Here is a 23,321-nt window from a genome sequence, read left to right as displayed (position 1 = left end):
GCAGACGCTGTACGCTTCTGCCTTAGCGAATTCATTTCGATCTTGATTCTGCGCTGCCTACGCAGCCGCTTTTCGCGGGATCGACCAGGCTAAGAACTGGCTCTGAATTCAGTATGGCATAACGGAATCATCCAAATCCATAGGGCTTTGTGACATGTCACACGATTGCGAATGCTTTTACAAACAGCGAATCAAGCACCGATTGGGTCTTCAAACCGCTTCGCTCCTCACCCAAATTGCTTCGGTGTGAGCCTAGCTCAAGCCTTCAGATTTGCATTGCGGATTCATCACGATGAAGCCAACGGATCGCTCATCTGACCACGCGTGGTTGCATTACGCTATCACGCCACGCAAAATCCGCCGTCGAAATTGGATGTCGGAAGGAGTAAAGCGTGTCTCTATCAGGGATTTTCAGCTCTGCCTATCAGCGCAGAAGCTTTCTGCTTGCCACCGGTGGCCTGCTGCTGCTGTGCTTCCTGGCCATCCTGTGGATTGCGAACATCCCACAGCAAACGCCTTCGCTGGTTGCCTTCAACAGCTTTCTAACCTCGGTCGTCGCCAGTGGTGCATTTGCCATCATCTCGACGCTGTACATCTCGTTTTTTGTCGACCCTAACGAGGTGCAGAAAGCTGCTGTCGTTTTGCCTCAGGACATTACGCAGAACCTGGAGCGGATCGTGGCCGACTCCACCGACTACCAGATCAACGTACGAACCGGTCGACACTTTCGCGCCGACACACTCCCTCGACTGCTCGATCAGGCTAAAAAGCATCGGCAGCCGATTCGCCTTGATGTGATCCTGCTGGACTTCAGGGACACGACCCTCTGTGAGCAATATGCGAGGTTTCGGCAAAGCGCCACGTTCGACAGCCACCTATGGGACGTCAAATACGTTCAGTCAGAAGTTCTGGCAACCATCCTGGCTATCGCACGCGCGCACATCGAGTACCCGCTGCTACTCGATGTGCATCTGTACCTGAGCAAGCGCTTGTCCACCTTCCGAATCGAAGGCTCGTCCCAGGAGCTGATCATCACGCGGGAGGATCCGAAAGACTTCGCCTACCGGTACCACCGCTCTCACCGCGACTACGCGGCCTACGCCCATGAGCTCGGGCTGATCCGCAATGAAGCGTCGCAGGTTCAGATTCCGCTCAATGCGGCGCACACCGAGGTGCTGCAGATGATGTTCGGACTCGGTACGCTTCCTGGGGAGGTGATCACGGCAGCCGAAAACGCGGTAGGCGGGAGCTCCCCGTATGCTTGATGCGCTGCCCTTCCTGAACCTGGAGCACTTCGGCAACACCTCGACACCGTCCATAAAGGAAGCGTTGCGAGCCTGGATCACTGTGAAAAAGCCCCGATGCCTCAAGCATCCCCATGGTTTCTACGTCATGCTGCTCAACCGCACGGACGATGAACAATGGCGCCTGCACCTCTGGCCAGACGGCGAACGCCAGATAAGTGGAATGCCTGCGCGCATCCACCTGCACGACACGCACGTAAGCAGCCGTATTCTGGCCGGCACCTTGACGAACATTCAGTACGTCAGCACGCCAGTTACCGATGGTTCAGCTACAGGTCATCCGGTGTATGAGGTGAACTACGAGGGGAATCGTTACGACAGGAAAACGGCGAACACCCTGCGTAGAACACGCGTACGAGAAACGGTGACTGAAACGGAGCGACGCTGCCTTCAAATTGGTGATACTTACCGCATCGAGCGCTACACCCTCCATGAGGCTGTCGTCGCACCGGACGTCGCTACGTGCACCCTGGTGTGCATGCACGAGCATGAGGACGGTGTGATCAAGCTGATGGGCGTCGACGGATACCCCGAAGACATTTCCTTTGTGCGCACCGAGCACGATGGATCAATCTTCCTCGACTACCTCTAGACAGACCTTGGTCCTTCGGCGTGGGGCTGATCACTGGGCTCGTATTTGAAGCCGTTAATGGCGTGCTGCACACGAGGCTTCCAGTCAGATACTCGCGACGAAGTTGGTCATCTGGCTCATCTGGTTCATTGGCAGCTCGGATCAGGTGGTCAGGTGTGTTTCAGCACATCTGCGGACTGGTTAGGAGAGTCCTTAGTTGACCTCCACGAATAGTAGCTGTGCATCGATTGCTTTCAGACGTGACCATCAAAATCAGATCCTCGCTCAGAGGCTGAACACCCATGTTTTTTGTAAACGACGAGCGAGCAGCCGCACGGTTAGAAAATAGTAATACCGCGTCATATCGCTGCGTCTATCTAGGCGATACTCAAGAAACCAAACCAAATGCTTTCTCTGCCAGGCCCAAGGTGTCTCTCGCTGCCAGCGCTCTGCAATTTCAGCTTGGATAAGCGTCGCCTGCCGCACATGGCGTTGCCGCGTGGCATGCGACCCGGTTAGCACGCCACCCAAGAACAACTCCATATCGAATGGCTTGCTCATGTCCGTCCTCCAATGTAAGCCGCGACCACGTCGATCCGACCGTGCCCAAGCTCGTAGCTGATTTGCCTTCGGGCCTCACGATCAAGGCACCAATCCATCTGGCGACAGTCACCGCTGTTGATAGGCGAGCGGTGCTGGGTGATCTGCTCATAGCGTTCACATGCGAACGCCGCTCGTAGCTCATGAAATCCTTTGAGGTTGTGGGTATGGAGAATGTCCCGCGCAGGTCGGACGACTTCGTGCAGAACGATCAGATAATTTTCGTTCGGAGCAATCAGATTGCGGCTACCGGCCGGCGACGCCTACTCCGCCAATATAAGGGCATCACGCACATAGTCATCCACCGCAATCCAACGTGGTGCTGAGGCGCCGGCGCGGCCACCTTTCGTGCCGTCTTGGATATTGATCTTGTCGAAGACTTCAGCCTCACGACTTAGCCTTGGCAGATCAGCCAAGATAGCCTCACGTAAGCGCATGCCGGTAGCTCGTGCCAACAGAGCAATCGCGGCGGCTCGAAGCTGATCACGACTACAAAGCGCATCAACGATCTGCTTAACTTGCTCGCGATCCTGGCCTTGCGGCACTGATTGTCGAACCCCGGTGCGCTGCATACCCAATGCCTTGCTCGGGCTGAGAAATTTCACGCACTGATCACCGCGAAGCGCTGCCATGGTCCTGTTAGCGCTGGATAGCCGATTTTGTGCAGTGCTGACGGCGAGGTCACCGCGCCCAACCACGTCGCGCAGATATGCCGCGTAGTCGGCCAACACTTTCCGATCAATCCGCCTCGCATCATTGATACCTGGCCCTTTTTCGGAGCGGCACCACTTCGCGAATGCTTGCCACCGATCACTGTGCGCCTTAACCGTGCCGTAGTGGCCACCGCCGAACATGTCTTTCAGAGCCTGCGGTCCTGCGTAACTCAATTGCCTGCCGTAGCCGAAATTGCGGCCATTGCGTCTACCCACCAATGCCATATCGGTCACCTCATCGTTCGCTCTCCGCTCCTCGCCCCACGTCATCCCGCCAAGAATGCTGAGTGTTATCAGGGATCAAGGCCCCTGCGACCTGTGGGGAATGTCCTCTACGCGGGACTGGCGACTCCTTACGTCCGGGAGCAAGGGCATCTCATGATCTGGCCTCCTGAGCACCGTTACCGGTGGGCGGGTGGAGGCAGCACTGGCTAACGAGACCAGCGCCTGGAGATCTTGAGTCGGGTGAACACTGCGATGCGATGACCGGGGCATGCCTGACTGTCAGTCAAGTGCAGTCCATTCCTTGGCCTGCGGCACCATCATCTACAGCGCTGTTGCTGGTGACATCGGCGTTTGTCACGCCGATTGTCATGAGAGGAGTTGCCGCAAAGCCAACAGCGATGAGCGCTGCAGCAGTGCTAGAAGCGCCCGTCTCTTTTCTGGAAAAAGAGACGGGCGCAGGTTGGCGCAATAGTTGGCCAAGCGGATAGGTTGCTGCAGGGCAGCGAAGTAAGAGGTGCTATCTGGCGCACAAGGGCCATGATCTGAAGTAGGCATCCATCACCGTGGAGGTGACCGGGTGAGCTACCGGACGCGAATCGCCATTTGGGGAGAGAACCACTGCAAGAGCGGCGTGACCTTGAAGACTCGGGCCACAAGGGTGCTATTCAACGACAGCGTCTGCCTGACCGAGAGTACCCTTGGGCTGAAAAATGCGTTTGATGGCACGGGCTGCGCCCGTGTTCGCGGGCACGCCCGCTCCTACAGGGTAAAGCGGCGCTTGCTGAGGCTTTGTTCTCCACGCGACAGCGCAGCCTAAAGGGCTGGGTGATCTCCCACGGAGGTCGTGCGGGCCTTTAGAAATTGTTCAAGGAAGTTGCTATCAGCGGCATTGGCCAGCCTCTGGAAATTGACTGAATCGCGTAACGCGGTGGCGAAATGGGCGCCTCAACCGGCTCCACGAGGCCACTCAGTCGGCGAAACCATGATCAAATGGGCAAAAGAAATGGCGACCTTTTCGGGGTCGCCTTCGGATGTTACTGAGGCTGTAGTCGCAGCGATTCTTTAGTTTCCGGATTAACGATCCATCAGGTCAGAACCCAGTCGAATCATCGGCCGTATGGTGGGGCCTATCGACTGTCCCTATGTCAGTGAGCGCCAGCTTCACTGCTGCCAAATTCGGGGGGCCGATTACTGGCAAGCCATGCCCGAAAACGCGCAATTGCAGTCCTCGGGGTTCATCCTCGGAGATTTGCCTTGAAGGGTCAAACCATCCGCTTCGGCAGAATGTTTCTGCGGGTGACCTGATTGCCCTGGGGATAGAAGCGGGTGGCACATCTCAAGGTTTATCGAGTGGCTCTGGAATGAAACCTTGCCCTCTCAACGCTTTGATCACACCCCGTATCAAATAATTGTTCGAGAAGCCGATCGTATACTGCCTGGAGCCCGGGCTAACCGGTACCAGCATCCCCTGCTCTACCAGGTTCTTGATCTGGTAGGTCCGCTGGCCCGCAGTGAGCTTGGGAACCGCCTGAGCTATGTCGCCAGACTTCACCACTTTCATGCTTATCGCACAGTCCAGGATCTGCTCTTCGACTGCGGTGATCCATTCCCGGCTGCGCGCATAGCTCACGGCAGGGGACAAGATCGATTTTGTCAGGTAGCCATACTGGGTGAGCCTATCGACCTTTTCCAGCTCATCCCGAATGCCCTCGAGCACATAAACGCACCATGCCTCCAGCCCGGCCGCAGTGCCGGTGTCGGCCATCCCCAACATCGAGTAATACTTCTCGCGGTCATTGCAGAACACGGCAGTGGGGTTCAGCACCCTGCCGCCCACATTCACGTTGAAGCCGTACTTCATCAACAGCGCGTACGTGAGCAGTCTCACCACTCGCCCGTTGCCATTGCCGAATGGGTGAATCCAGCCGAAGCGATGGTGCGCCAGGGCAACCTTCATCAATGCGTACTTAGGCGAATCATCGCGGTTGATGAAACTGACCAGCTCCTGCATGTACTGGGGCACCAGCAGCCCCTCGGGCGGAAGGTGATCCGACTGCGAAATTCGCACCGGCCCTTCACGGTAGGCTCCCGGTGTGCGGTCGCCTTCGCGCCGCAGACCGACCACGGTCATGGCGTGCAGCTCGCGGATCATGTGCTCGGTCAGGTCCACACCGGGTTGCATCACCTGTTCGATGTAATCCATCGCCTTCTCGATGTTGGCAACCTCCAGCAACTGATCGGTACTTTCGGCTGTGCCTTCGACCTTGCTGTCGATGTAGTCCGCCAGGGTGGTGTGATTACCCTCGATTCGGGCAGACCCCAAGCTCTCCAGGGTATGGAAGATATCCTTGAGCTGGAAGAAAACCGGTGCCGGGGTATCGCCTTCCAGCCTTAGCCGGCGCAGGAATTCAAGCTCGCTCAGCACGTCGACCAAGGGCGAGTCGAAGGACGGGTTCAACAGCTGGAGATCGTGGTGAGAAAACTGCGGCATCTGGGAATTATCTCTAAGCGGCGGTCAGATTATCTCTAATTTTTTGATTAGTAGCCCGTAATCATTGGGCTCTAGCCTTATCGAAGAAAAGCATTATCTCGAATGCCGCGCAACCTTAAGTTGAAAAGGGCACATCGATAAGTCGAATAGGACAGAGCTGAGCGTGACAGGGTGTGGGGGCCTGTCAGTCTGTGGAATTGGGGCTGCTTCGCAGCCCATCGCCGGCAAGCGCAGCTCCCACAGTGGGGACCGAGTAGTGCTGGGGGGCTGCGATATTCTGGGAGTGCGGGGTGTGTATTGCTTGAAGCCTGATTGCGGGGGATTGCAATCAGGTCATTTGAATGGTGCCGGAGACAGGAATCGAACCTGCGACCTTCGCGTTACGAGTGCGCTGCTCTACCGACTGAGCTACACCGGCGTGTAGCGCAACGTACCACTGCCGCACCTGCCGCGTAAACCCCTGTTTCCCCGGCCTTATTCCCCTCCCCTCAGGGCGCTTTGCAACCCTTCGGCGCGAGGTCTTCATCGATATCGGTCGTGCAGGTCCAGCCAGTTGGCGAGCGCGTCAGGGCAAGGCTCTTGCCAACCACATTGGCCGGCACATCAACCAGGGCGCATGCAATCGTGCCAATCCCGTCAGCCGCCTTGCTGCTCACCGCAATCGCACAGTTCGCCGTCGCCGGCTGGCCGCCCAGCTCGGCCACGTTGTTCACATCCTTGCCTTCATTCAACCGCAGCTCCATCGCCGTCTTCAGCGCGCTGATCTCCAGCAACCCCGCGGCAGCCTTGGTGCGGGACTGGTGGTTGGTGTACATCGGGATGGCGATGGTCGCCAGAATGCCGATGATCGCGACGACGATCATCAGTTCGATCAGGGTGATACCGCGTTGCCCTTTCATGAACGATTTCCTTTTTGATACGTGTACTCGTGGAGGTCAGGCTCGCCCCCAGCTGGCAGCGGCGCAGTAGGCCTGAACAGACACCTTTTGTCACCCCTGCCCGCCAGGGCGTCATCTTCGCTGAACTACTCTAGTGAGCATCACGGACGCACGCCCGCTCAGGGACGCGGCAAGCTGTTTCCAGGCTTGTCGCACGGGCAGAAAAGGACCTTTGCATGAACTCATCGACACAGCTCTATGCGTGGCGCGGCACCGATGCCAGTGGCGCTACTGTCAGCGGCCAGGTCAGCGGGCGCAGCGCGGCTTATGCACGGGCCGGCCTGCAGCGCCAGGGCATTCGCGTGGTCAGCCTGCGGGCGGCCGGCGGGTTTGAATGGCGGCTGCCGAAGGCTCGGGAAAAGGCCGACCCGGCGGGTTTCAGCCGGCAGCTGGCGACCTTGCTCAAGGCCGGGGTGCCGCTGTTGCAGGCCTTCGAGGTGATGGGCCGCAGTGGCTGCAGTGCGGGGCAGGCAGCCTTGCTGGATAAATTGAAACGGGATGTGGCCTCGGGCCTGGGGCTGGCGGATGCGCTGCAACGCCATCCGGCGTGGTTCGATGGGTTGTACTGCAACCTGATTCGCGTGGGCGAGCAATCCGGCACGCTCGATCGGCAGCTGGAGCAATTGGCGGGGATGCTGGAGCAGCGGCAGGTGCTACTTAAAAGGGTGCGCAAGGCGATGCTCTATCCGGTGCTGCTGTTGCTGACCGGGTTGGGAGTTTCGGCGGTGTTGTTGCTGGAGGTGATTCCGCGCTTCGAAAGCCTGTTTGCCGGTTTCGATGCGGCGTTACCAGCCTTCACACAGTGGGTGATCAACTTGTCCACAGGGCTGGGGCGCTATGCGCCGCTACTGTTGATAACCGCGCTGGGCCTGGGCTTCGCCGTTACCCGGCTGTACCTGAAGTATGCGCCAGCGCGCCTGTGGATAACTGCACAAGCCTTGCGCCTTCCTGTATTCGGCAGGTTGTTGAGCCAGGCGGCCCTGGCGCGCTTTGCCCGTACCCTGGCCACGTCCTATGCTGCCGGGGTCCCGCTGCTGGATGCGCTGGTCACCGTGGCCAAGGCCTGCGGCAACGAGCTGCATGAACAGGCGGTGCAGCGCTTGCGCCAGGGCATGGCCAACGGGCAGGCGCTGAATCAGGCGATGGCCAATGAACCGCTGTTCCCGCCATTATTGGTCCAACTCACCGCCATTGGTGAATCCAGCGGCACGCTGGACCAGATGCTGGCGAAGTCTGCCAGCCATTACGAGGAACAGGTCAGCCAGACACTGGACCAATTGACCAGCCTGCTGGAGCCGGCCATCGTACTGATCCTGGGCCTGCTGGTCGGTGGCCTGGTGGTGGCGATGTACCTGCCGATCTTCCAGCTGGGTAGCTTGATCTGAACATGACTTTCTGGACTTTGCTGGCCGAACAGCCGGCGTACTTCATCACCCTGGCGACCGTGCTCGGCCTGCTGGTGGGCAGCTTCCTCAACGTGGTGGTGCATCGCCTGCCGATCATGCTCGAGCGCCAGTGGCAGCGCGAGGCGCAGGAAGTGCTGGGCCTGCCGACCACCGAGCACGAGCGCTTCAATCTGTCCCTCCCCGCCTCCCACTGCCCGCATTGCCACCACGCGATCCGCGCCTGGGAGAACATCCCCGTGCTGAGCTACCTGGCATTGCGCGGGCGCTGTTCGGCATGCAAGCAACCGATCAGTGTGCGTTATCCACTGGTCGAGGTGGTCTGTGCACTGTTGTCGATGGCGGTGGCCTGGCATTCCGGTGCTGGCATCGGGGCCTTGGCCCTGATGTTGCTGACCTGGAGCCTGCTGGCACTGAGCCTGATCGACCATGACCAACAGATATTGCCCGATGTGCTGGTGCTGCCGACGCTATGGCTTGGCTTGATCGTCAATGCCTTCGACACGGTGGTGCCACTGCCCGATGCGCTGTGGGGCGCGGTGGCCGGGTACCTGAGCCTGTGGCTGGTGTACTGGGTGTTCAAGCTGATCACCGGCAAGGAAGGCATGGGCTATGGCGACTTCAAGCTGCTGGCGCTGATCGGCGCCTGGGGTGGCTGGCAGGTATTGCCGCTCACCTTGATGCTGTCGTCGGTGATCGGTGTGGTAGCGGGCCTGTGCCTGCTGCGTGTGCGCAGGCAATCCGTCGGCACTGCCATACCCTTTGGCCCTTATCTGGCCATTGCGGGGTGGATTGCTGTGCTCTGGGGTGATGAAATGTACGCCTTCTACCTGCAACTATTTGGAATGTGATGACCACCAAGGCCTTCACCCCCTGGATTCTCGGGCTGACCGGCGGCATCGGCAGCGGCAAGAGCGCCGCCGCCGAGCGCTTCGTCGAACTTGGCGTGCACCTGGTCGATGCCGACCAGGCGGCGCGCTGGGTGGTCGAGCCCGGCCGGCCGGCGCTGGCCAGCATCGTCGAACGCTTCGGCCCCGGCGTGCTGCTGGACGATGGCCAGCTTGATCGTGCGGCCTTGCGCCAGCTGATCTTCGCCGACCCGGCTCAGCGCAAGTGGCTGGAGCAACTGCTGCACCCGTTGATCGGGCAGGAGATCTTCAGTTACCTGGCCAAGGCCGAGTCCCCCTATGCGGTGTACGTGTCGCCGTTGCTGATCGAGTCGGGCCAGCACCAGAAGGTCCAGCGGGTGCTGGTCATCGATGTGCCGCAGGAGCTGCAGGTGGCGCGTACACTGGCGCGTGACAACACCAGCGCCGAGCAGGTGCAGGCCATTCTCAAGGCCCAGCTGGCCCGTGAAGAGCGCCTGGGCCATGCCGACGATGTGCTGGTCAATGACGGCGACCTGGCCGCACTGCACAAGCAGATTGACCGCCTGCACCACTTTTACCTGACTTTACGAGGAGGCCAGCCATGAGCCAGCCATTGACCGTCGATTGCCCGACCTGTGGCGCACCTGTGGAATGGAACGAGAAGAACGCGTTCCGGCCGTTCTGTTCCGACCGCTGCAAGCTGATTGACTTGGGCGCCTGGGCGGCCGAGGAGCACAAGATTCCGGTGGCGCCGGATGCCGAAGATGAGCTGTTCTCGGGGGAGCTGGAGCCGCGGCACTGAGCGGACTCTTCGGCTGCCTGCGCCGGCCCTTTCGCGGGTAAACCCGCTCCCACAGGCCCTTCACAGGATCTGAAAGCGGTGAAATCCCTGTGGGAGCGGGTTTACCCGCGAAGAGGCCGGCACAGTCGATACCATTATCAGCGCTCATCATCCTTCCACGGCGCCTGCAGATACCGGGTGCGATTGAAGGTTTCCAGCCACTCCGGGCAAAACACCACCAGGGCACTGATCACCATGCCGTTGATGAACGCCTCCGGGAACATCATCAGCCACAGGTAGCCGATAAAGTCACTGAGCCACTCCGGCATCGCAAAGCGCCCATCCAGCCACAGCACCCCCAACGCCACCGGCACGCAAATCAGAACCGTCAGCGCCGCAGGGAAAAAACCCGAACAGAAGATATAAACGAACAGGTTTCGCGGCTGCGCCCGTTCGACCAGGATCGCGCACACTTCGGTGATCAGCACGGGCAACCCCACCAGCAACAACCCGTTGACCCCGAGCGCCGCAAGATCCTGCCGGCCCAGCGCCAGCAAGCCGAGTTGCGCGAGGAAACCACCCAGAATCGCCAGCGGCCAGTCCAGCAACAAGGTCACCGCCGTCATGCCGATGAAGTGGTAGGACACGCCGGTATCGAAATCGCGCCTGACCAGCCACAGGGCAAACAGGCAGAACACCGTGCCAAACAGCAGGTGCTGGCGGCGCCGGTCGGTGCACAACTCTACCCACCGCGTACGCGATGCAGCCCAGATCAACAACGGGATGTAGCCCAACCAACCGACGGTCAGGCTGGCAGAGGACAGGACGTGGGCGCTGATCACTGGCAAATCGCTCCTGGCACGGATAGCCCGAGTCTACACCCTGATGCCGATTCCCACGGTCAAACAGGGCCTTACGTTCACAATTGCCGACTAAGCTTGTTCCCATGGATGACTCAGATTACCTGCGCCTGCTTACCATCCAGGCCGAACAAGCCAATGCCTTTCTCTCCAACGCCCGCAAGTGGGAGCGGGAGCGGTGGGTGTGCCAGCGCCTGTTGCAAGGGCTGAACATCCCTTACCGCAGCGAGGACTTCACCCCGGCCGGCCAGGAGCCCCCGGATGTGCTGTTCCGCGATGCAGCCTTTGAAGTGTTTTTCGTACTCGACGAAGGCCGCCGCCTGAACGACGAGTGGCGTGAAGAGCTGCAGCGCCGGCGCAGTGCCTTTTCCCTGGCCCAGCTGGTGCGCCGCGAAGCCCGCCCGCGGCGCATCGCCGCCGCCGAGCTGCTCGGGCGCCTGGCGCCGACCCTGCGCAAGAAGGCGCACAACTACCGCGAGCGCGGGCTGGACCTGAGTGAGCTGGACATCATCGCCTTTGCCAGCCTCAAGCGCGAAGTGCTCGACCTCAACACCCATTTCCCGCCGCCCACCGAATACCTGCGCCAGGGCTGGCGCTCGCTGTCGCTGGTGGGGCCGACCTTCGCCCGGGTGCTGTTCGCCCACCCCGATGCGCCGGACTTTCTGCGCGGTAACCTGGGGCGCAGCATCGTCTTCGACGTGGGCATCAGTCTTTGATCCACTGCCGAGAGTCTTTGCGATGGCGTAGACTCGGCGCCAGGGATAGAAAGCATTATCATTTGTTTGAATGCGCTTGCATGAACGCTGTGGCGTTCCTGCAGTCACAAACGTCTACCTGACGAGGCCCACCATGACCAGCCGCCTGAACCCGGAAGATCAGCGTCGTGTCGATGAGTATCTGCGAGCCCCCCAGCACCAAGTCGAGCGCCGGCCTTTCCGGCCCTGGCTGCTCCTTGTGCTGGTACTGGCCGTGACCATCGGGTTGGGTCTCATCAGCCGCCTGCTGAGTGGACTGGTGCTATGAGCTGCTTCGCGCTCGCCCTCCCCTCGCGCAGTTTGCGGCCGGCCCCTGGGGCCACGAATTCCGTAAACCTTATGAGATATCCCCATGACTCATCGCATCGTGATTGTCGGCGGCGGCGCCGGCGGCCTGGAACTGGCGACCCGCCTGGGTAAAAGCCTGGGCAAGCGCAAGCAGGCCGAGATTACCCTGGTCGACGCCAACCTCACGCACATCTGGAAACCCCTGCTGCACGAAGTGGCCGCCGGCTCGCTGAACTCTTCGGAAGACGAACTGAACTACGTGGCCCAGGCCAAGTGGAACAACTTCAACTTCCAGCTGGGGCGCATGAGTGGCCTGGACCGTGAAGGCAAGCAGATCCAACTGGCCGCGACCCTCGATGAAGAGGGGCGCGAGCTGCTGCCTGCGCGCACCCTGGGCTACGACACCCTGGTGATCGCCGTCGGCTCCAACACCAACGACTTCGGCACCCTGGGCGCGGCGCAGCACTGCCTGTTCCTCGACACCCGCAAGCAGGCCGAGCGCTTCCACCAGCAGCTGCTGAACCACTACCTGCGTGCCCACGCCGGTGACGTGGCCAGCGAGCAGATCAGCGTGGCCATTGTCGGCGCCGGTGCCACCGGTGTGGAACTGGCGGCCGAACTGCACCACGCGGCCCACGAACTGGCGGCCTACGGCCTGGACCGCATCCAGCCGAAGGACATGCACATCACCCTGATCGAGGCAGGCCCGCGCGTGCTGCCTGCGCTGCCGGAGCGCATCAGCGTGCCGGTGCACAAGACCCTGGAAAAACTCGGGGTGAAGGTGATGACCAATGCTGCCGTCAGTGAAGTGACCGAAGATGGCCTGAAAACCAAAGACGGTGAAGTGATCCAGGCCAGCCTCAAAGTGTGGGCGGCGGGTATCCGTGCGCCGGGCTTCCTCAAGGACATCGACGGCCTGGAAACCAACCGCATCAACCAGCTGGTGGTGCGCCCTACCCTGCAGACCACCCGCGACGACAACATCTTCGCCTTCGGTGACTGCGCCGCCTGCCCGCAACCGGGTAGCGACCGCAACGTGCCGCCACGGGCCCAGGCCGCGCACCAGCAAGCCTCGATGCTGGCGCAGAGCCTGAAGGCACGCCTGGAGAACAAGGCGCTGCCGACTTACGAATACAAGGACTACGGCTCGCTGGTGTCGCTGTCGCGCTTCTCGGCGGTGGGCAACCTGATGGGTAACCTGATGGGCAGCGTGAAGCTGGAGGGCTGGCTGGCGCGGATGTTCTACGTGTCGCTGTACCGCATGCACCAGATGGCGCTGTACGGGTTCTTCCGCACGGCGTTGATGATGTTGGGTAGCAAGATTGGCCGGGGCACCGAGCCACGCCTGAAGCTGCACTGACAGGCCCAAAGGGCTTCAGCTGTGGGCGCGGGCTTGTCGGGGCGCCGAACCGCCGCGAACACGGGCGAAGCCCGTGCCATGCACCGCGCCGCGCCGCCTTCTTCGCGGGCAAGCCCGCTCCCACAGGGAGGTGACTGTTTGGCAGTCAGATACGCGCAACCTGCGGCGAAGGGCGGTTTTCTTGAGGCAAAGAAAAAGGGCATCTCTTTCGAGATGCCCTTTTTACATGGTGGGTCGTGTAGGATTCGAACCTACGACCAATTGGTTAAAAGCCAACTGCTCTACCAACTGAGCTAACGACCCAAAAATGGTCGGGGTGAGGGGATTCGAACTCCTGACATCCTGCTCCCAAAGCAGGCGCGCTACCGGACTGCGCTACACCCCGAGTGTTTCAAAAAAAAGGGCATCTCATTGGAGATGCCCTTTTCTACATGGTGGGTCGTGTAGGATTCGAACCTACGACCAATTGGTTAAAAGCCAACTGCTCTACCAACTGAGCTAACGACCCGGAAAATGGTCGGGGTGAGGGGATTCGAACTCCTGACATCCTGCTCCCAAAGCAGGCGCGCTACCGGACTGCGCTACACCCCGAGATTGGCTCCGCGACCTGGACTCGAACCAGGGACCCAATGATTAACAGTCATTTGCTCTACCGACTGAGCTATCGCGGAACTGAACTTCGGTACATCTTTACAGCTTCGAAGCTTGTGTTAGCTTCGGTCTCTTTGGCGATCCGCTTTCGCGTTGTCGCTGCTGAGGCCGGCTATTCTACATTCTTCGTTTTGCTTGTCAACCACTTTTTTTCATTCAACTTACTGATTTGTAAGTTGTTTTGCGGTCACCGATGTTGCTGGTGATTCGCTTAGTGCCTGACAACGCGGCGTATATTAGGGGCACTCGAATTTTGATGCAAGCAAAAATTTCAAAATTTTCAGCAAGTTAACCTGCCCGCCCGGAAAGCCCCGATTTTACTGGGCCTGTACCGGCCTCTTCGCGGGCAAGCCCGCTCCCACAGGTTCTGCGCAGGCCTGGGAGACGGCACTATTTCCTGTGTGAAGGGGCTTGCCCGCGAAGAGGCCGGCACAGGCAGACACAAAAAAGCCCCGCCGAAGCGGGGCTTGGTTACTGCAGTGATCAGGCAAAGACGATTTCGTCGCCTTCGACCTTGGCGGTAATCGCCGTCCCTGGGAGGAACTTGCCAGCCAGGATCAGCTGCGCCAGCGGGTTTTCGATCCAGCGCTGGATTGCCCGCTTCAGTGGCCGTGCGCCATACACCGGGTCGTAACCCACGGCGATCAGCTTGTCCAAGGCCTCCGGGCTCAGGCTCAGCGACAGTTCGCGCTCGAGCAGGCGGCTGCGCAGGCGGCCAAGCTGGATCTCGGTGATACCGGCGATCTGCTCGCGGCCCAGGGGCTCGAACACCACCACTTCGTCGATGCGGTTGATGAACTCCGGACGGAAGTGCGAACCCACCGCATCCATCACCGCCGCACGCTGCGCCTCGCGATCCCCCACCAGCTCCTGGATCTGCGCCGAGCCCAGGTTGGAGGTCATCACGATCACCGTGTTGCGGAAGTCCACGGTACGGCCATGGCTGTCAGTCAGGCGGCCGTCTTCCAGCACCTGCAGCAGCACGTTGAACACATCCGGGTGAGCCTTTTCCACTTCGTCCAGCAGCACCACCGAGTATGGCTTGCGGCGCACGGCTTCGGTCAGGTACCCGCCCTCTTCATACCCCACGTACCCTGGCGGGGCACCGATCAGGCGAGCCACCGAGTGTTTCTCCATGAACTCGGACATGTCGATGCGCACCATGGCCTCTTCGGTGTCGAACAGGAACTCGGCCAGCGCCTTGCACAGCTCGGTCTTGCCCACGCCGGTCGGGCCGAGGAACATGAACGAACCACTCGGCCGGTTCGGGTCGGACAACCCGGCACGCGAACGGCGCACGGCGTTGGCAACCGCAGTCACCGCCTCGCCCTGACCAATCACCCGCTGGTGCAGCAGTTCTTCCATCTTCAGCAGCTTCTCGCGCTCGCCTTCGAGCATCTTGGCCACCGGGATGCCGGTCCACTTGGACACCACTTCGGCAATCTCTTCCTCGGTCACCTTGTTGCGCAGCAACTGGTTCTCGGTCTTGCCGTGCTGGTCGACCATCTGCAGGCTGCGCTCCAGGTCCGGGATCACCCCGTACTGCAGCTCGGCCATGCGGCTCAGGTCGCCTTTGCGACGGGCGGTCTCCAGCTCCTGGCGGGCCTGCTCGATCTTTTGCTGGATCTGCGCCGAGCCTTGCACTTCAGCCTTCTCCGACGCCCAGATCTCTTCCAGGTCGGAATACTCGCGCTCCAGCCGCTCGATTTCCTCGGTGAGCTTCTCGAGGCGCTTCTTGGCTGCCTCGTCTTCTTCTTTCTTCAGCGCCTGGGATTCCACCTTCAGCTGGATCAGGCGACGGTCGAGGCGGTCGAGCACTTCCGGTTTGGAGTCGATCTCCATGCGGATGCGGCTGGCCGCTTCGTCGATCAGGTCGATGGCCTTGTCCGGCAGCTGGCGGTCGGTGATGTAGCGGTGACTGAGCTTGGCGGCGGCGATGATCGCACCATCGGTGATGGCCACCTTGTGGTGCACTTCATAGCGCTCTTTCAGGCCACGCAGGATGGCGATGGTGTCTTCCTCGCTCGGCTCTTCCACCAGCACTTTCTGGAAGCGCCGCTCCAGCGCCGCGTCCTTCTCGATGAACTGGCGGTATTCGTTGAGCGTGGTGGCGCCAACGCAGTGCAACTCGCCACGGGCCAGGGCCGGCTTGAGCATGTTGCCCGCGTCCATGGCGCCCTCGCCTTTGCCGGCGCCGACCATGGTGTGCAGTTCGTCGATGAACAGGATGATCTGGCCTTCCTGCTTGGACAGCTCGTTGAGCAGGCCTTTGAGGCGCTCTTCGAACTCACCGCGGTACTTGGCACCGGCGATCAGCGCGCCCATGTCCAGCGCCAGCAGGCGCTTGCCTTTCAGGCCATCGGGCACTTCACCATTGATGATGCGCTGGGCCAGGCCCTCGGCGATGGCAGTCTTGCCCACGCCAGGCTCACCAATCAGCACCGGGTTGTTCTTGGTACGGCGCTGCAGCACCTGCACGGTGCGGCGGATTTCGTCGTCACGGCCGATCACCGGGTCGAGCTTGCCCTCTTCGGCGCGCTTGGTCAGGTCGACGGTGTACTTGTCCAGGGCCTGGCGCGACTCTTCGGCGTTGGCGTCATTCACCGCCGCGCCGCCGCGCAGGTTGTTGATGGCGTTTTCCAGAGCCTTCTTGCTCACGCCCTGGCCGAGCAGCAGCTTGCCGAGCTTGCTGTTCTCGTCCATGGCAGCGAGCAGCACCAGTTCGCTGGAAATGAACTGGTCGCCCTTCTGCTGGGCCAGGCGGTCGGCCTGGTTGAGCAGGCGTGCCAGGTCCTGCGACATGTTCACGTCGCCGGTGGGGTTCTGGATTTTCGGTAACTGGTCGAGTTCTTTCACCAACGCCTGGCGCAGGCTGTTGATATCGAAGCCGACCTGCATCAGCAGCGGCTTGATCGAACCGCCCTGCTGTTCGAGCAGTGCCTGCAACAGGTGCACGGGCTCGATGGCTGGGTGGTCCATGCCAACGGCCAGGGATTGGGCATCGGATATCGCAAGCTGCAGCTTGCTGGTCAAACGGTCTATTCGCATGGGGGTACCTTCCTTTAAAGGGCAGGTCGGAGCGATGGACAGCGCCTGTTTATGAAGAAACCTGCCTGAGATGCCTTAATAGATAAGGGTGATTCTGGAAGATTCAAGCTTAGCGGGGTTGACCGGCGTCAACCTGATGGATTAGCGATGGGGCAATCGCGGGTAAACCCGCTCCCACAAGTACAGCACCGCTTTCAAGGCCGGTGAGTTACCTGTGGGAGCGGGCTTGCCCGCGAAGAAGCCAGTACAGGCTAGCGCGCAGCCAGCCAGACCAAGGAGGCGAAACGCCCGCCCTGCGGGGTACGGCGATAGGAGAAGAACCGCTCGTCACTGACCGTGCAGAAACCGCCCCCATAAACAGCCGTCACCCCACGCGCCGCCAGGCGAATGCGTGCCAGCTCGTAGATGTCGGCCATCAGCTTGCCCGGCCGCTCACCGTCGACAAACGCCCTGGCCGCTTCAGGATGCACGGCGGTGAAGGCATCGCGCACCTCCAGCCCGACTTCGAACGCCTTGGGGCCAATCGCCGGCCCGAGCCACACCAGCACCTCTTCAGGCGCCAGCGCCAGGCGATCGAGGGTAGCCTCGAGCACACCGCCAGCCAGCCCGCGCCAGCCAGCATGCGCTGCGGCCACGCGCGTACCGGCGCGGTCGCAGAACAACGCCGGCAGGCAATCGGCAGTCATCACGGTGCAGGCAACGCCCGGCTGGTCGGTCCAGCTGGCATCGGCCTCGGCCACCACGGCTGGGTCGGCATCCGCCACCACCAGGCCATGCACCTGCTTGAGCCAGGCGGGCTGGATGGCGAATGTGTCGCTCAGGCGACGGCGGTTCACGGCGACGGCGACCGGGTCATCGCCGACGTGATCACCGAGATTGAAGGAATCATAGGGCGACAGGCTGACGCCGCCCTCGCGGCTAGTGACACAGGCGCGGACCGAGGCCGGGGCTGGCCAGTCGGGGAACAGCAGCGTCTGCGTCAGGCCGTTCATCCGATAAAGCTCTCGCGGTCCTGGTTGAGCAGCGACAGCAACCAGACGAAGTCGTCCGGCAACGGCGATTCCCACTTCATGATTTCACCGGTGATCGGGTGAGCCAACGCAAGGAAACGCGCATGCAGCGCCTGGCGTGGGAAGGTCTTGACCGCCTCGACCATGGTCGGGCTGGCCGCTGGCGGAATGCGGAAGCGCCCGCCATAGGTCTGGTCGCCGACCAGCGGGAAACCGACATGGGCCATGTGCACACGAATCTGGTGGGTACGGCCGGTTTCCAGCTTCACGCGCACGTGGGTGTGCGAGCGGAAGCGCTTGAGCACACGGTAGTGGCTGACCGCCGGCTTGCCGCCGTCGGTGACCGCCATGCGCTGGCGCATGCCGCCGTGACGGCCGATCGGCGCATCGATCTTGCCACCGGCGGTGACCACGCCGATGACGATGCATTCGTAGATGCGGCTGACTTTACGGGCCTGCATCTGCTCGACCAGCTTGGTCTGCGCCTGCAAGGTCTTGGCCACCACCATCAGACCGGTGGTGTCCTTGTCCAGGCGATGCACGATACCGGCGCGCGGCACGTTGACGATGTCCGGCACGTGGTGCAGCAGCGCATTGAGCAGCGTACCGCTGGCATGCCCGGCGGCCGGGTGAACAACCAGCCCGGCAGGCTTGTTGATCACCATGATGTGGTCGTCTTCGTAGACGATATCCAGTTCGATATCTTCTGCGATCCACTCACCCTGGGCCTCTTGCTCGGCCTCCAGGATGAGTTGCGAACCACCATGGACCGGGTCCCGAGGGCGCACGACCGCGCCATCGACCGTCAGGCGGCCTTCTTTGATCCACGAAGTAAGCCGCGAACGCGAATACTCGGCGAACAATTGGGCGGCGACTTGGTCGAGGCGTTGACCGCCCAGTTCGGACGGGACCTCTGCGCTAAGTTGAATGATCTCGGACATGCTCGATTCGGCGGGCGCACAGCCTTTGGTTTCGGCTGCGAGCTTGTGGTTAAATACGGCTTCTTTTGTCCCGGGGTTGGCCGGGGCGCTCATCATAACAGGACGGCACCGCCCAAGACAGCGGCCGTCAAAGGGACGCAAGCCGCCATGCAAGTGAAACACCTGCTGCTGATCGCCATCCTCGGGCTCACCGCGGCCTGTTCCTCCAATAAGGAAGTCATTGACGAGAACCTCAGCGAGGCCGAGCTGTATCAACAGGCTCAGGCTGACCTGGACAACTCCAGCTACACCAGCGCCGTGAACAAGCTCAAGGCCCTGGAGTCACGCTACCCGTTCGGCCGCTACGCCGACCAGGCGCAGCTCGAGCTGATCTACGCCAACTACAAGAACTCCGAGCCTGAAGCAGCCAAATCGGCCGCCGAGCGCTTCATTCGCCTGCACCCGCAGCACCCGAACGTCGACTACGCCTACTACCTCAAGGGCCTGACCTCGTTCGACCAGGACCGTGGCCTGCTGGCGCGCTTCCTGCCGCTGGACATGACCAAGCGTGACCCGGGCGCCGCCCGTGACTCGTACAACGAGTTCGCCCAGCTGACCAGCCGCTTCCCCAACAGCCGCTACGCGCCGGACGCCAAGCAGCGCATGATCTACCTGCGCAACCTGCTGGCCGCCTACGAAATCCACGTGGCCGACTACTACCTGGGCCGCCAGGCTTACGTGGCCGCTGCCAACCGTGGCCGCTACGTGGTCGAGAACTTCCAGGAAACCCCATCGGTCGGCGACGGCCTGGCGATCATGGTCGAGTCGTACCAGAAAATGCACCTGGACGAGCTCGCGGCCACCAGCCTGGAAACCCTCAAGCTCAACTACCCGGACCACCCAAGCCTGGTCGATGGCCAGTTCCAGCCCAAGCAGACCGAGTCTGACGGCCGCAGCTGGCTGTCCAAGGCCACCCTGGGGCTGATCGAAACCGACACCCCGCTGCCACCGGGCGAAACCCGCGCCAACCAGGACGTGGTCAAGCAGTTCCAGGACGCACGCGACGAGATGCCGCAAGAGCTGCTGCCGAAGGACGAGAACGGCGACCCGATCGTGCCGGCAGGCCCAAAAGAAGCCGAAAAAGACCGCTCGTGGTTCAGCTACATGACCTTTGGTCTGTTCGACTGACTCCAAGCGCGATGAGAAAGGGAGGCCTGAGGCCTCCCTTTTTTTATGGCCGCGTCCTAGACTGTCGGCTTCCATAACCAACAAGCTGGACACCATGGTTCGCCTACTTTTCTGGATCGCCCTGATCGCCGCCGCGTTCTGGCTGTGGCGCAAGTTCAAAGTCAGCCAGCAGTCGCACTCCGAGCCGAAGCTCGATGCGCCATTGAAGATGGTGCGTTGCGCCCACTGCGGCGTGCACCTGCCCGACGACCGGGCGCTGCAGCAGGGCAATGACTGGTATTGCAGCCAGGCGCACTTGCAGCAGGGGCCCGGCCAATCGCAGTGATCTGTTAGCTTGGTGAAAGTGGGGCTGCTGTGCAGCCCTTTCCGACCGGTCCGGCGCCCCGGCAAGGCCGCTCCTACAAGAGACCTCGATCCCTGTAGGAGCGGCCTTGTGCCGCGAAAGGCCCGTACAGCGGGCCCGGCAATCTCAGCCCAAGCGCCCCGCTGGCGCATACGGCGCCGGATCGATGATGGGCTCGGCCCCGGTCAGCAGGTCGCTGAACAGCTGGCACGAAGCTGGCGCCAGCACCAGCCCGTTGCGGTAATGCCCGCAGTTCAGCCACAAACCGTCATGCCCAGGCACCGGCCCGATGTAGGGAATGCCTTCCGGCGAGCCTGGCCGCAGTCCAGCCCAGTGCCCCACCACCGTGGCATCCTTGAGCTCAGGCAGCAGCTCGATGGCGGACGCCTTGAGGCTGGCCAGCGCGTTTTCGGTCGGGGTCTTGTCGTACCCGGCATGCTCCAGCGTACTGCCCACCAGAATGTGCCCGTCCCGACGCGGGATCGCATAGCGCCCCTTGGCCAGCACCATGCTCGGCAAGAAGTCCTCGGCGCACTTGAACAGGATCATCTGGCCCTTCACCGGCTCGACCGGCAGCTCGAGCCCCAGGGTGCGCAGCAGGTCACCACTCCAGGCGCCAGCGCTGAGCACCACTTCATCCGCCGTGAGCACACCGTCAGCCGTCTGTACGCCAGTCACGCGCCCGTTCTCATGAACAAAGCCGCTGATCTGGCAGTGCTCACGCAAGGTCACGTTGGGCAGTGCCTGCAATGCTGCCTTGAGCGACTTCACCAGCCGCGGATTGCGCACGTTGGCCACACCGGCCATGAAGATCGCGTGCTTGAAGCCCGGGCCAAGCACCGGCACCGCATCGTAGGCGGCCGAGATATCCACAGCGCTGAGGGGTCTACGCTCGCGCTCGGCCCAAGCCAGCGCCTCGGCCTCGTCGTCCAGATCAAGCCAGTAAAGACCAGTGGTGTGCACCTCTGGGTCGACACCGGTCGTGGCAAACAGACGCTCGCCCAGCTGTGGATAAAAATCCTGCGACCAATGCGCCAAGGCGGTCACCGCCGGGCTGTAGCGCCAGGGGTACAATGGCGAGACGATACCGCCGCCCGCCCAGGAAGACTCGCGGCCAACTTCACCCTGGTCACACACCACCACCTGGCCGACCTTGGCCGCCAGGTTGAACGCGGTCAGCAGGCCGATCACCCCGCCGCCGACCACCACTACTTGCTTGCTCATCTGTCGATCCAACACCTGAAGTAATTCCGCGATGCCTGGGCATCATTCAACCTTCAGCTTCCCCAGCAGCGCTCGCTGCCTTGCGCGGCACCCGGATTGCTCTGCACGCCGGCCTGGTCGAGCTGGAAATCGCCACAGCGATCATCGGCCATCAGGCCATCGGGCAGCCGCCGGGCGATCAGCGTGAAGGTGTCGCTGTCGCGTTGGGCCTGCAGGCGATAATGACGGTTGGCGGCGGGCAATTGCGGGTCGCCTTCGGCGTAACCGCCGGTGCGCACGCGATGGAGCTCCAGGCGCAGGGCAGCGTCATGCAGCAGGCCAACCACTTCGCTGCGTGCGGCTCGCCTGAGCTGGTCGCTGTAACTGGGGTAGGCAATGGCTGCCAGAATGCCGGTGACGGCCACGACAATCAATAACTCGATCAGGGTCATGCCTTGCTGCATGTCAGTCTCCTCTCAATCTCTGCCGCCAGAGAATGCGCTGGGGTGCCTGTGCTTGAGCGGTTGGTACGGCGTAGACGGCCTCAAGGACCTGGCGGGCCGCCAGTTGCTGGCTGACGGCTGTTATCCGGTACAAGGTGAACCGCTCGCCCTCGGGCATGTGTGCAGCTCGGTCGGTTTCACCCAGGTTCTGCAGGTGAAAGTAGCCGCCCTTGACCTTCTGCCATTGACCTTGCAGGTCGTGCGGACGCGGAGGTGGTTGGCAGTCGCTGCACCGATCAGGCGGCGAGCGCTGAAGTTCCTCGACGCCAGCGAGCAGCACGACTTCCGCGTCTTCAAAAGCCTGCAGGCCATCAGTCATGGCACCGGTCATGCGTGTTTCGATCAGCGCGTCGCGCAAGGCTGAAGCGGCAAGCAAAGCCAACAGCAGGCTGAGTATTAGCGACAGCAGCAGAACCATTCCACGTTGGCGGCTCATGGCCTGAAAACCGGATTGCGCAGCGCCACGCTTAGCTCATGGCGCTGCTCAAGTTGCAATGTCGGTTCATACAACGTCAGTTGCAGGTCTACCCTTCCCCCTTCGGGCGCATCGACCCGCGTCACCTGCATCTCACGCACATGGTTGGCAAGCGGCTGAGAGTTCTGGCCCCGAGTGAAATAGAGGATTGAATCGCGCAACTCGTACCGATGACGGCTTATTCGCACGGCCATGACCGTGCCCTTTTGAGATGGAGGATCTTTGTACACGATGGCTTCTTCACGGCAGTCCATCAGCAGTGTCCATTCCGATTTTCCTGCGTACCCTGATGACTCAGCGACCACCAACTCCAGGCTGGACGACCCAATCGCCAGCGGCTGGGCGAATGCCTGCCGGGCAAGCGGGTCCTCGAAGTCACTGGGCCTCAGTCGCAGGCAACCGAACATGCCAGCCATTCGAATATCTTGGGCCATGCGCAGCAAGGCCAGGCGTGCGTCATCCTGGAGGCGCAACGCCGCGCCCTGAAGCCGCCATGTTTGATGAGCGGAAACGACAAGCTGACTGGCAGCCACCAACACCATCAGCCCAATCGCCAGCGCCAGCATCACCTCCAGCAACCCGAAGCCGACTTGCATGCGCTTCATGGCCGGTTCCGTTCGTGTTCGCTGTGCTCCGCCAACGCTGCCTGCCCTTCCCGCCGCGCACTGTCGGTGGCTTGCAATGCCTTAAGCTGCAGGGCGGCCGAGGCGAATATGCCCACTGCCACCACCACTACCGCCAACAGCACTTCCAGAAGCGTCATGCCTCGCTGTTTCTTGTGCATCCTTGCACCTCCTGCGACTTTTCCCGCAATCAACTTGA

Annotated in this window: 23 protein-coding genes, 6 tRNA genes and 1 pseudogene; 11 read left to right on the top strand and 19 right to left on the bottom strand. The window is 61.4% G+C overall.

Features of this window, described 5'->3' with window-relative positions; genetic code table 11:
* Window positions 1-392: 392 nt before the first annotated feature.
* Window positions 393-1,265, top strand: coding sequence for a hypothetical protein (locus ACIPZ5_RS06525; protein WP_400807370.1), 873 nt, complete (start codon window positions 393-395; stop codon window positions 1,263-1,265).
* Window positions 1,258-1,896 carry a hypothetical protein gene (locus tag ACIPZ5_RS06520; RefSeq protein ID WP_400807368.1) on the top strand — a complete coding sequence of 213 codons (639 nt, stop codon included), beginning with the start codon at window positions 1,258-1,260 and terminating at the stop codon, window positions 1,894-1,896. The genes ACIPZ5_RS06525 and ACIPZ5_RS06520 overlap by 8 nt, the downstream gene beginning before the upstream one ends.
* Before the next feature lie 264 nt (window positions 1,897-2,160).
* Here ACIPZ5_RS06520 and ACIPZ5_RS06515 read toward each other — a convergent pair whose 3' ends face one another.
* The 5 genes and pseudogenes from ACIPZ5_RS06515 to ACIPZ5_RS06495 form a co-directional block, all read right to left on the bottom strand.
* Window positions 2,161-2,436: a hypothetical protein gene (locus ACIPZ5_RS06515; protein WP_400807366.1), complete on the bottom strand. Its 276-nt coding sequence runs from the start codon at window positions 2,434-2,436 to the stop codon at window positions 2,161-2,163.
* A pseudogene (locus tag ACIPZ5_RS06510) lies at window positions 2,433-3,413 on the bottom strand (integrase domain-containing protein). Before ACIPZ5_RS06510 ends, ACIPZ5_RS06515 begins: the two are co-directional and overlap by 4 nt.
* A 1,336-nt stretch (window positions 3,414-4,749) precedes the next feature.
* Window positions 4,750-5,904 (bottom strand): Fic family protein, encoded by a 1,155-nt coding sequence (locus tag ACIPZ5_RS06505; protein ID WP_400807363.1) that lies wholly within the window; start codon window positions 5,902-5,904, stop codon window positions 4,750-4,752.
* Window positions 5,905-6,246: 342 nt separating this feature from the next.
* Window positions 6,247-6,322: transfer RNA gene (locus ACIPZ5_RS06500), tRNA-Thr, on the bottom strand.
* A gap of 70 nt (window positions 6,323-6,392) precedes the next feature.
* Window positions 6,393-6,803 carry a pilin gene (locus ACIPZ5_RS06495; protein ID WP_400807361.1) on the bottom strand — a complete coding sequence of 137 codons (411 nt, stop codon included), beginning with the start codon at window positions 6,801-6,803 and terminating at the stop codon, window positions 6,393-6,395.
* 215 nt (window positions 6,804-7,018) lie between these two features.
* On the opposite strand from ACIPZ5_RS06495, the gene ACIPZ5_RS06490 reads away from it, so the two are divergent.
* From ACIPZ5_RS06490 to yacG, 4 genes are read left to right on the top strand one after another with little or no spacing between them, the layout of a single operon-like run.
* Window positions 7,019-8,227, top strand: coding sequence for a type II secretion system F family protein (locus ACIPZ5_RS06490; protein WP_400807358.1), 1,209 nt, complete (start codon window positions 7,019-7,021; stop codon window positions 8,225-8,227).
* Between the two features lie 2 nt (window positions 8,228-8,229).
* Window positions 8,230-9,096: a prepilin peptidase gene (locus ACIPZ5_RS06485; protein WP_400807355.1), complete on the top strand. Its 867-nt coding sequence runs from the start codon at window positions 8,230-8,232 to the stop codon at window positions 9,094-9,096.
* Window positions 9,096-9,719 carry a dephospho-CoA kinase gene (gene coaE, locus ACIPZ5_RS06480; protein ID WP_343595820.1) on the top strand — a complete coding sequence of 208 codons (624 nt, stop codon included), beginning with the start codon at window positions 9,096-9,098 and terminating at the stop codon, window positions 9,717-9,719. Before ACIPZ5_RS06485 ends, coaE begins: the two co-directional genes overlap by 1 nt.
* Window positions 9,716-9,916 (top strand): DNA gyrase inhibitor YacG, encoded by a 201-nt coding sequence (gene yacG / locus ACIPZ5_RS06475; protein WP_085674056.1) that lies wholly within the window; start codon window positions 9,716-9,718, stop codon window positions 9,914-9,916. Before coaE ends, yacG begins: the two co-directional genes overlap by 4 nt.
* Before the next feature lie 137 nt (window positions 9,917-10,053).
* On the opposite strand, the gene ACIPZ5_RS06470 is transcribed toward yacG, so the two are convergent.
* Window positions 10,054-10,737, bottom strand: coding sequence for an energy-coupling factor ABC transporter permease (locus ACIPZ5_RS06470; RefSeq protein WP_400807351.1), 684 nt, complete (start codon window positions 10,735-10,737; stop codon window positions 10,054-10,056).
* 104 nt (window positions 10,738-10,841) lie between these two features.
* On the opposite strand from ACIPZ5_RS06470, the gene ACIPZ5_RS06465 reads away from it, so the two are divergent.
* The 3 genes from ACIPZ5_RS06465 to ACIPZ5_RS06455 all read left to right on the top strand — a co-directional run bounded on the left by ACIPZ5_RS06465 (window position 10,842) and on the right by ACIPZ5_RS06455 (window position 13,158).
* Window positions 10,842-11,471, top strand: coding sequence for a DUF1780 domain-containing protein (locus ACIPZ5_RS06465; RefSeq protein WP_027918232.1), 630 nt, complete (start codon window positions 10,842-10,844; stop codon window positions 11,469-11,471).
* Window positions 11,472-11,604: 133 nt separating this feature from the next.
* Window positions 11,605-11,778, top strand: a complete 174-nt coding sequence (locus ACIPZ5_RS06460; protein ID WP_008091951.1) for a DUF3094 domain-containing protein — start codon at window positions 11,605-11,607, stop codon at window positions 11,776-11,778.
* Between the two features lie 84 nt (window positions 11,779-11,862).
* The gene (locus ACIPZ5_RS06455) at window positions 11,863-13,158 is read left to right on the top strand and encodes an NAD(P)/FAD-dependent oxidoreductase (protein ID WP_400807348.1); all 1,296 of its coding nucleotides are present in this window, start codon (window positions 11,863-11,865) and stop codon (window positions 13,156-13,158) included.
* A 227-nt stretch (window positions 13,159-13,385) separates the two neighbouring features.
* Here ACIPZ5_RS06455 and ACIPZ5_RS06450 read toward each other — a convergent pair.
* From ACIPZ5_RS06450 to rluD, 8 genes are all read right to left on the bottom strand, one after another.
* A tRNA-Lys gene (locus ACIPZ5_RS06450) sits at window positions 13,386-13,461 on the bottom strand.
* A gap of 5 nt (window positions 13,462-13,466) precedes the next feature.
* Window positions 13,467-13,543, bottom strand: a tRNA-Pro gene (locus ACIPZ5_RS06445).
* Window positions 13,544-13,590: 47 nt separating this feature from the next.
* Window positions 13,591-13,666, bottom strand: a tRNA-Lys gene (locus ACIPZ5_RS06440).
* A gap of 6 nt (window positions 13,667-13,672) precedes the next feature.
* Window positions 13,673-13,749, bottom strand: a tRNA-Pro gene (locus ACIPZ5_RS06435).
* 4 nt (window positions 13,750-13,753) lie between these two features.
* A tRNA-Asn gene (locus ACIPZ5_RS06430) sits at window positions 13,754-13,829 on the bottom strand.
* A gap of 463 nt (window positions 13,830-14,292) precedes the next feature.
* A complete protein-coding gene (gene clpB, locus ACIPZ5_RS06425; protein ID WP_343595826.1) occupies window positions 14,293-16,857 on the bottom strand; it encodes an ATP-dependent chaperone ClpB in 2,565 nt (854 codons plus the stop codon).
* A 251-nt stretch (window positions 16,858-17,108) separates the two neighbouring features.
* Window positions 17,109-17,849 (bottom strand): peptidoglycan editing factor PgeF, encoded by a 741-nt coding sequence (gene pgeF / locus ACIPZ5_RS06420; RefSeq protein WP_400807346.1) that lies wholly within the window; start codon window positions 17,847-17,849, stop codon window positions 17,109-17,111.
* Window positions 17,846-18,808, bottom strand: coding sequence for a 23S rRNA pseudouridine(1911/1915/1917) synthase RluD (gene rluD, locus ACIPZ5_RS06415; protein ID WP_027918228.1), 963 nt, complete (start codon window positions 18,806-18,808; stop codon window positions 17,846-17,848). The genes pgeF and rluD overlap by 4 nt, the downstream gene beginning before the upstream one ends.
* A 147-nt stretch (window positions 18,809-18,955) precedes the next feature.
* On the opposite strand from rluD, the gene ACIPZ5_RS06410 reads away from it, so the two are divergent.
* Window positions 18,956-19,975 (top strand): outer membrane protein assembly factor BamD, encoded by a 1,020-nt coding sequence (locus ACIPZ5_RS06410; RefSeq protein ID WP_313714116.1) that lies wholly within the window; start codon window positions 18,956-18,958, stop codon window positions 19,973-19,975.
* A 94-nt stretch (window positions 19,976-20,069) separates the two neighbouring features.
* Entirely contained in the window at window positions 20,070-20,300 is a 231-nt protein-coding gene (locus tag ACIPZ5_RS06405; protein ID WP_027918226.1) for a PP0621 family protein, read from the top strand.
* 144 nt (window positions 20,301-20,444) lie between these two features.
* On the opposite strand, the gene thiO is transcribed toward ACIPZ5_RS06405, so the two are convergent.
* The 5 genes from thiO to ACIPZ5_RS06380 are packed head-to-tail and all read right to left on the bottom strand — an operon-like array spanning window position 20,445 to window position 23,283.
* Complete coding sequence (gene thiO, locus ACIPZ5_RS06400; protein ID WP_400807343.1) at window positions 20,445-21,542, bottom strand: glycine oxidase ThiO; 1,098 nt, start codon at window positions 21,540-21,542, stop codon at window positions 20,445-20,447.
* 53 nt (window positions 21,543-21,595) lie between these two features.
* A complete protein-coding gene (locus ACIPZ5_RS06395) occupies window positions 21,596-21,985 on the bottom strand; it encodes a type IV pilin protein (RefSeq protein ID WP_400807341.1) in 390 nt (129 codons plus the stop codon).
* A gap of 1 nt (window position 21,986) precedes the next feature.
* Entirely contained in the window at window positions 21,987-22,460 is a 474-nt protein-coding gene (locus ACIPZ5_RS06390) for a hypothetical protein (RefSeq protein ID WP_400807340.1), read from the bottom strand.
* A complete protein-coding gene (locus tag ACIPZ5_RS06385; protein ID WP_343595840.1) occupies window positions 22,457-23,104 on the bottom strand; it encodes a pilus assembly protein PilW in 648 nt (215 codons plus the stop codon). Before ACIPZ5_RS06385 ends, ACIPZ5_RS06390 begins: the two co-directional genes overlap by 4 nt.
* Window positions 23,101-23,283 (bottom strand): prepilin-type N-terminal cleavage/methylation domain-containing protein, encoded by a 183-nt coding sequence (locus tag ACIPZ5_RS06380; RefSeq protein WP_343595842.1) that lies wholly within the window; start codon window positions 23,281-23,283, stop codon window positions 23,101-23,103. The genes ACIPZ5_RS06385 and ACIPZ5_RS06380 overlap by 4 nt, the downstream gene beginning before the upstream one ends.
* Window positions 23,284-23,321 lie beyond the last annotated feature (38 nt).

The organism is Pseudomonas sp. NPDC089428, assembly GCF_044749325.1.
In the GTDB taxonomy this organism is placed as follows: domain Bacteria; phylum Pseudomonadota; class Gammaproteobacteria; order Pseudomonadales; family Pseudomonadaceae; genus Aquipseudomonas.
This window is presented reverse-complemented; position numbering and strand designations above follow the sequence as displayed.

Bases quoted from the DNA above. Each gene is read 5' to 3' on its own strand.
- ACIPZ5_RS06520 (WP_400807368.1), top strand. From the start codon at position 1,258: ATGCTTGATGCGCTGCCCTTCCTGAACCTGGAGCACTTCGGCAACACC.
- ACIPZ5_RS06515 (WP_400807366.1), bottom strand. From the start codon at position 2,436: ATGAGCAAGCCATTCGATATGGAGTTGTTCTTGGGTGGCGTGCTAACC.
- ACIPZ5_RS06505 (WP_400807363.1), bottom strand. From the start codon at position 5,904: ATGCCGCAGTTTTCTCACCACGATCTCCAGCTGTTGAACCCGTCCTTC.
- ACIPZ5_RS06495 (WP_400807361.1), bottom strand. From the start codon at position 6,803: ATGAAAGGGCAACGCGGTATCACCCTGATCGAACTGATGATCGTCGTC.
- ACIPZ5_RS06490 (WP_400807358.1), top strand. From the start codon at position 7,019: ATGAACTCATCGACACAGCTCTATGCGTGGCGCGGCACCGATGCCAGT.
- ACIPZ5_RS06485 (WP_400807355.1), top strand. From the start codon at position 8,230: ATGACTTTCTGGACTTTGCTGGCCGAACAGCCGGCGTACTTCATCACC.
- coaE (WP_343595820.1), top strand. From the start codon at position 9,096: ATGACCACCAAGGCCTTCACCCCCTGGATTCTCGGGCTGACCGGCGGC.
- yacG (WP_085674056.1), top strand. From the start codon at position 9,716: ATGAGCCAGCCATTGACCGTCGATTGCCCGACCTGTGGCGCACCTGTG.
- ACIPZ5_RS06465 (WP_027918232.1), top strand. From the start codon at position 10,842: ATGGATGACTCAGATTACCTGCGCCTGCTTACCATCCAGGCCGAACAA.
- ACIPZ5_RS06460 (WP_008091951.1), top strand. From the start codon at position 11,605: ATGACCAGCCGCCTGAACCCGGAAGATCAGCGTCGTGTCGATGAGTAT.
- ACIPZ5_RS06455 (WP_400807348.1), top strand. From the start codon at position 11,863: ATGACTCATCGCATCGTGATTGTCGGCGGCGGCGCCGGCGGCCTGGAA.
- clpB (WP_343595826.1), bottom strand. From the start codon at position 16,857: ATGCGAATAGACCGTTTGACCAGCAAGCTGCAGCTTGCGATATCCGAT.
- pgeF (WP_400807346.1), bottom strand. From the start codon at position 17,849: ATGAACGGCCTGACGCAGACGCTGCTGTTCCCCGACTGGCCAGCCCCG.
- rluD (WP_027918228.1), bottom strand. From the start codon at position 18,808: ATGTCCGAGATCATTCAACTTAGCGCAGAGGTCCCGTCCGAACTGGGC.
- ACIPZ5_RS06410 (WP_313714116.1), top strand. From the start codon at position 18,956: ATGCAAGTGAAACACCTGCTGCTGATCGCCATCCTCGGGCTCACCGCG.
- ACIPZ5_RS06405 (WP_027918226.1), top strand. From the start codon at position 20,070: ATGGTTCGCCTACTTTTCTGGATCGCCCTGATCGCCGCCGCGTTCTGG.
- thiO (WP_400807343.1), bottom strand. From the start codon at position 21,542: ATGAGCAAGCAAGTAGTGGTGGTCGGCGGCGGGGTGATCGGCCTGCTG.
- ACIPZ5_RS06395 (WP_400807341.1), bottom strand. From the start codon at position 21,985: ATGCAGCAAGGCATGACCCTGATCGAGTTATTGATTGTCGTGGCCGTC.
- ACIPZ5_RS06390 (WP_400807340.1), bottom strand. From the start codon at position 22,460: ATGAGCCGCCAACGTGGAATGGTTCTGCTGCTGTCGCTAATACTCAGC.
- ACIPZ5_RS06385 (WP_343595840.1), bottom strand. From the start codon at position 23,104: ATGAAGCGCATGCAAGTCGGCTTCGGGTTGCTGGAGGTGATGCTGGCG.
- ACIPZ5_RS06380 (WP_343595842.1), bottom strand. From the start codon at position 23,283: ATGCACAAGAAACAGCGAGGCATGACGCTTCTGGAAGTGCTGTTGGCG.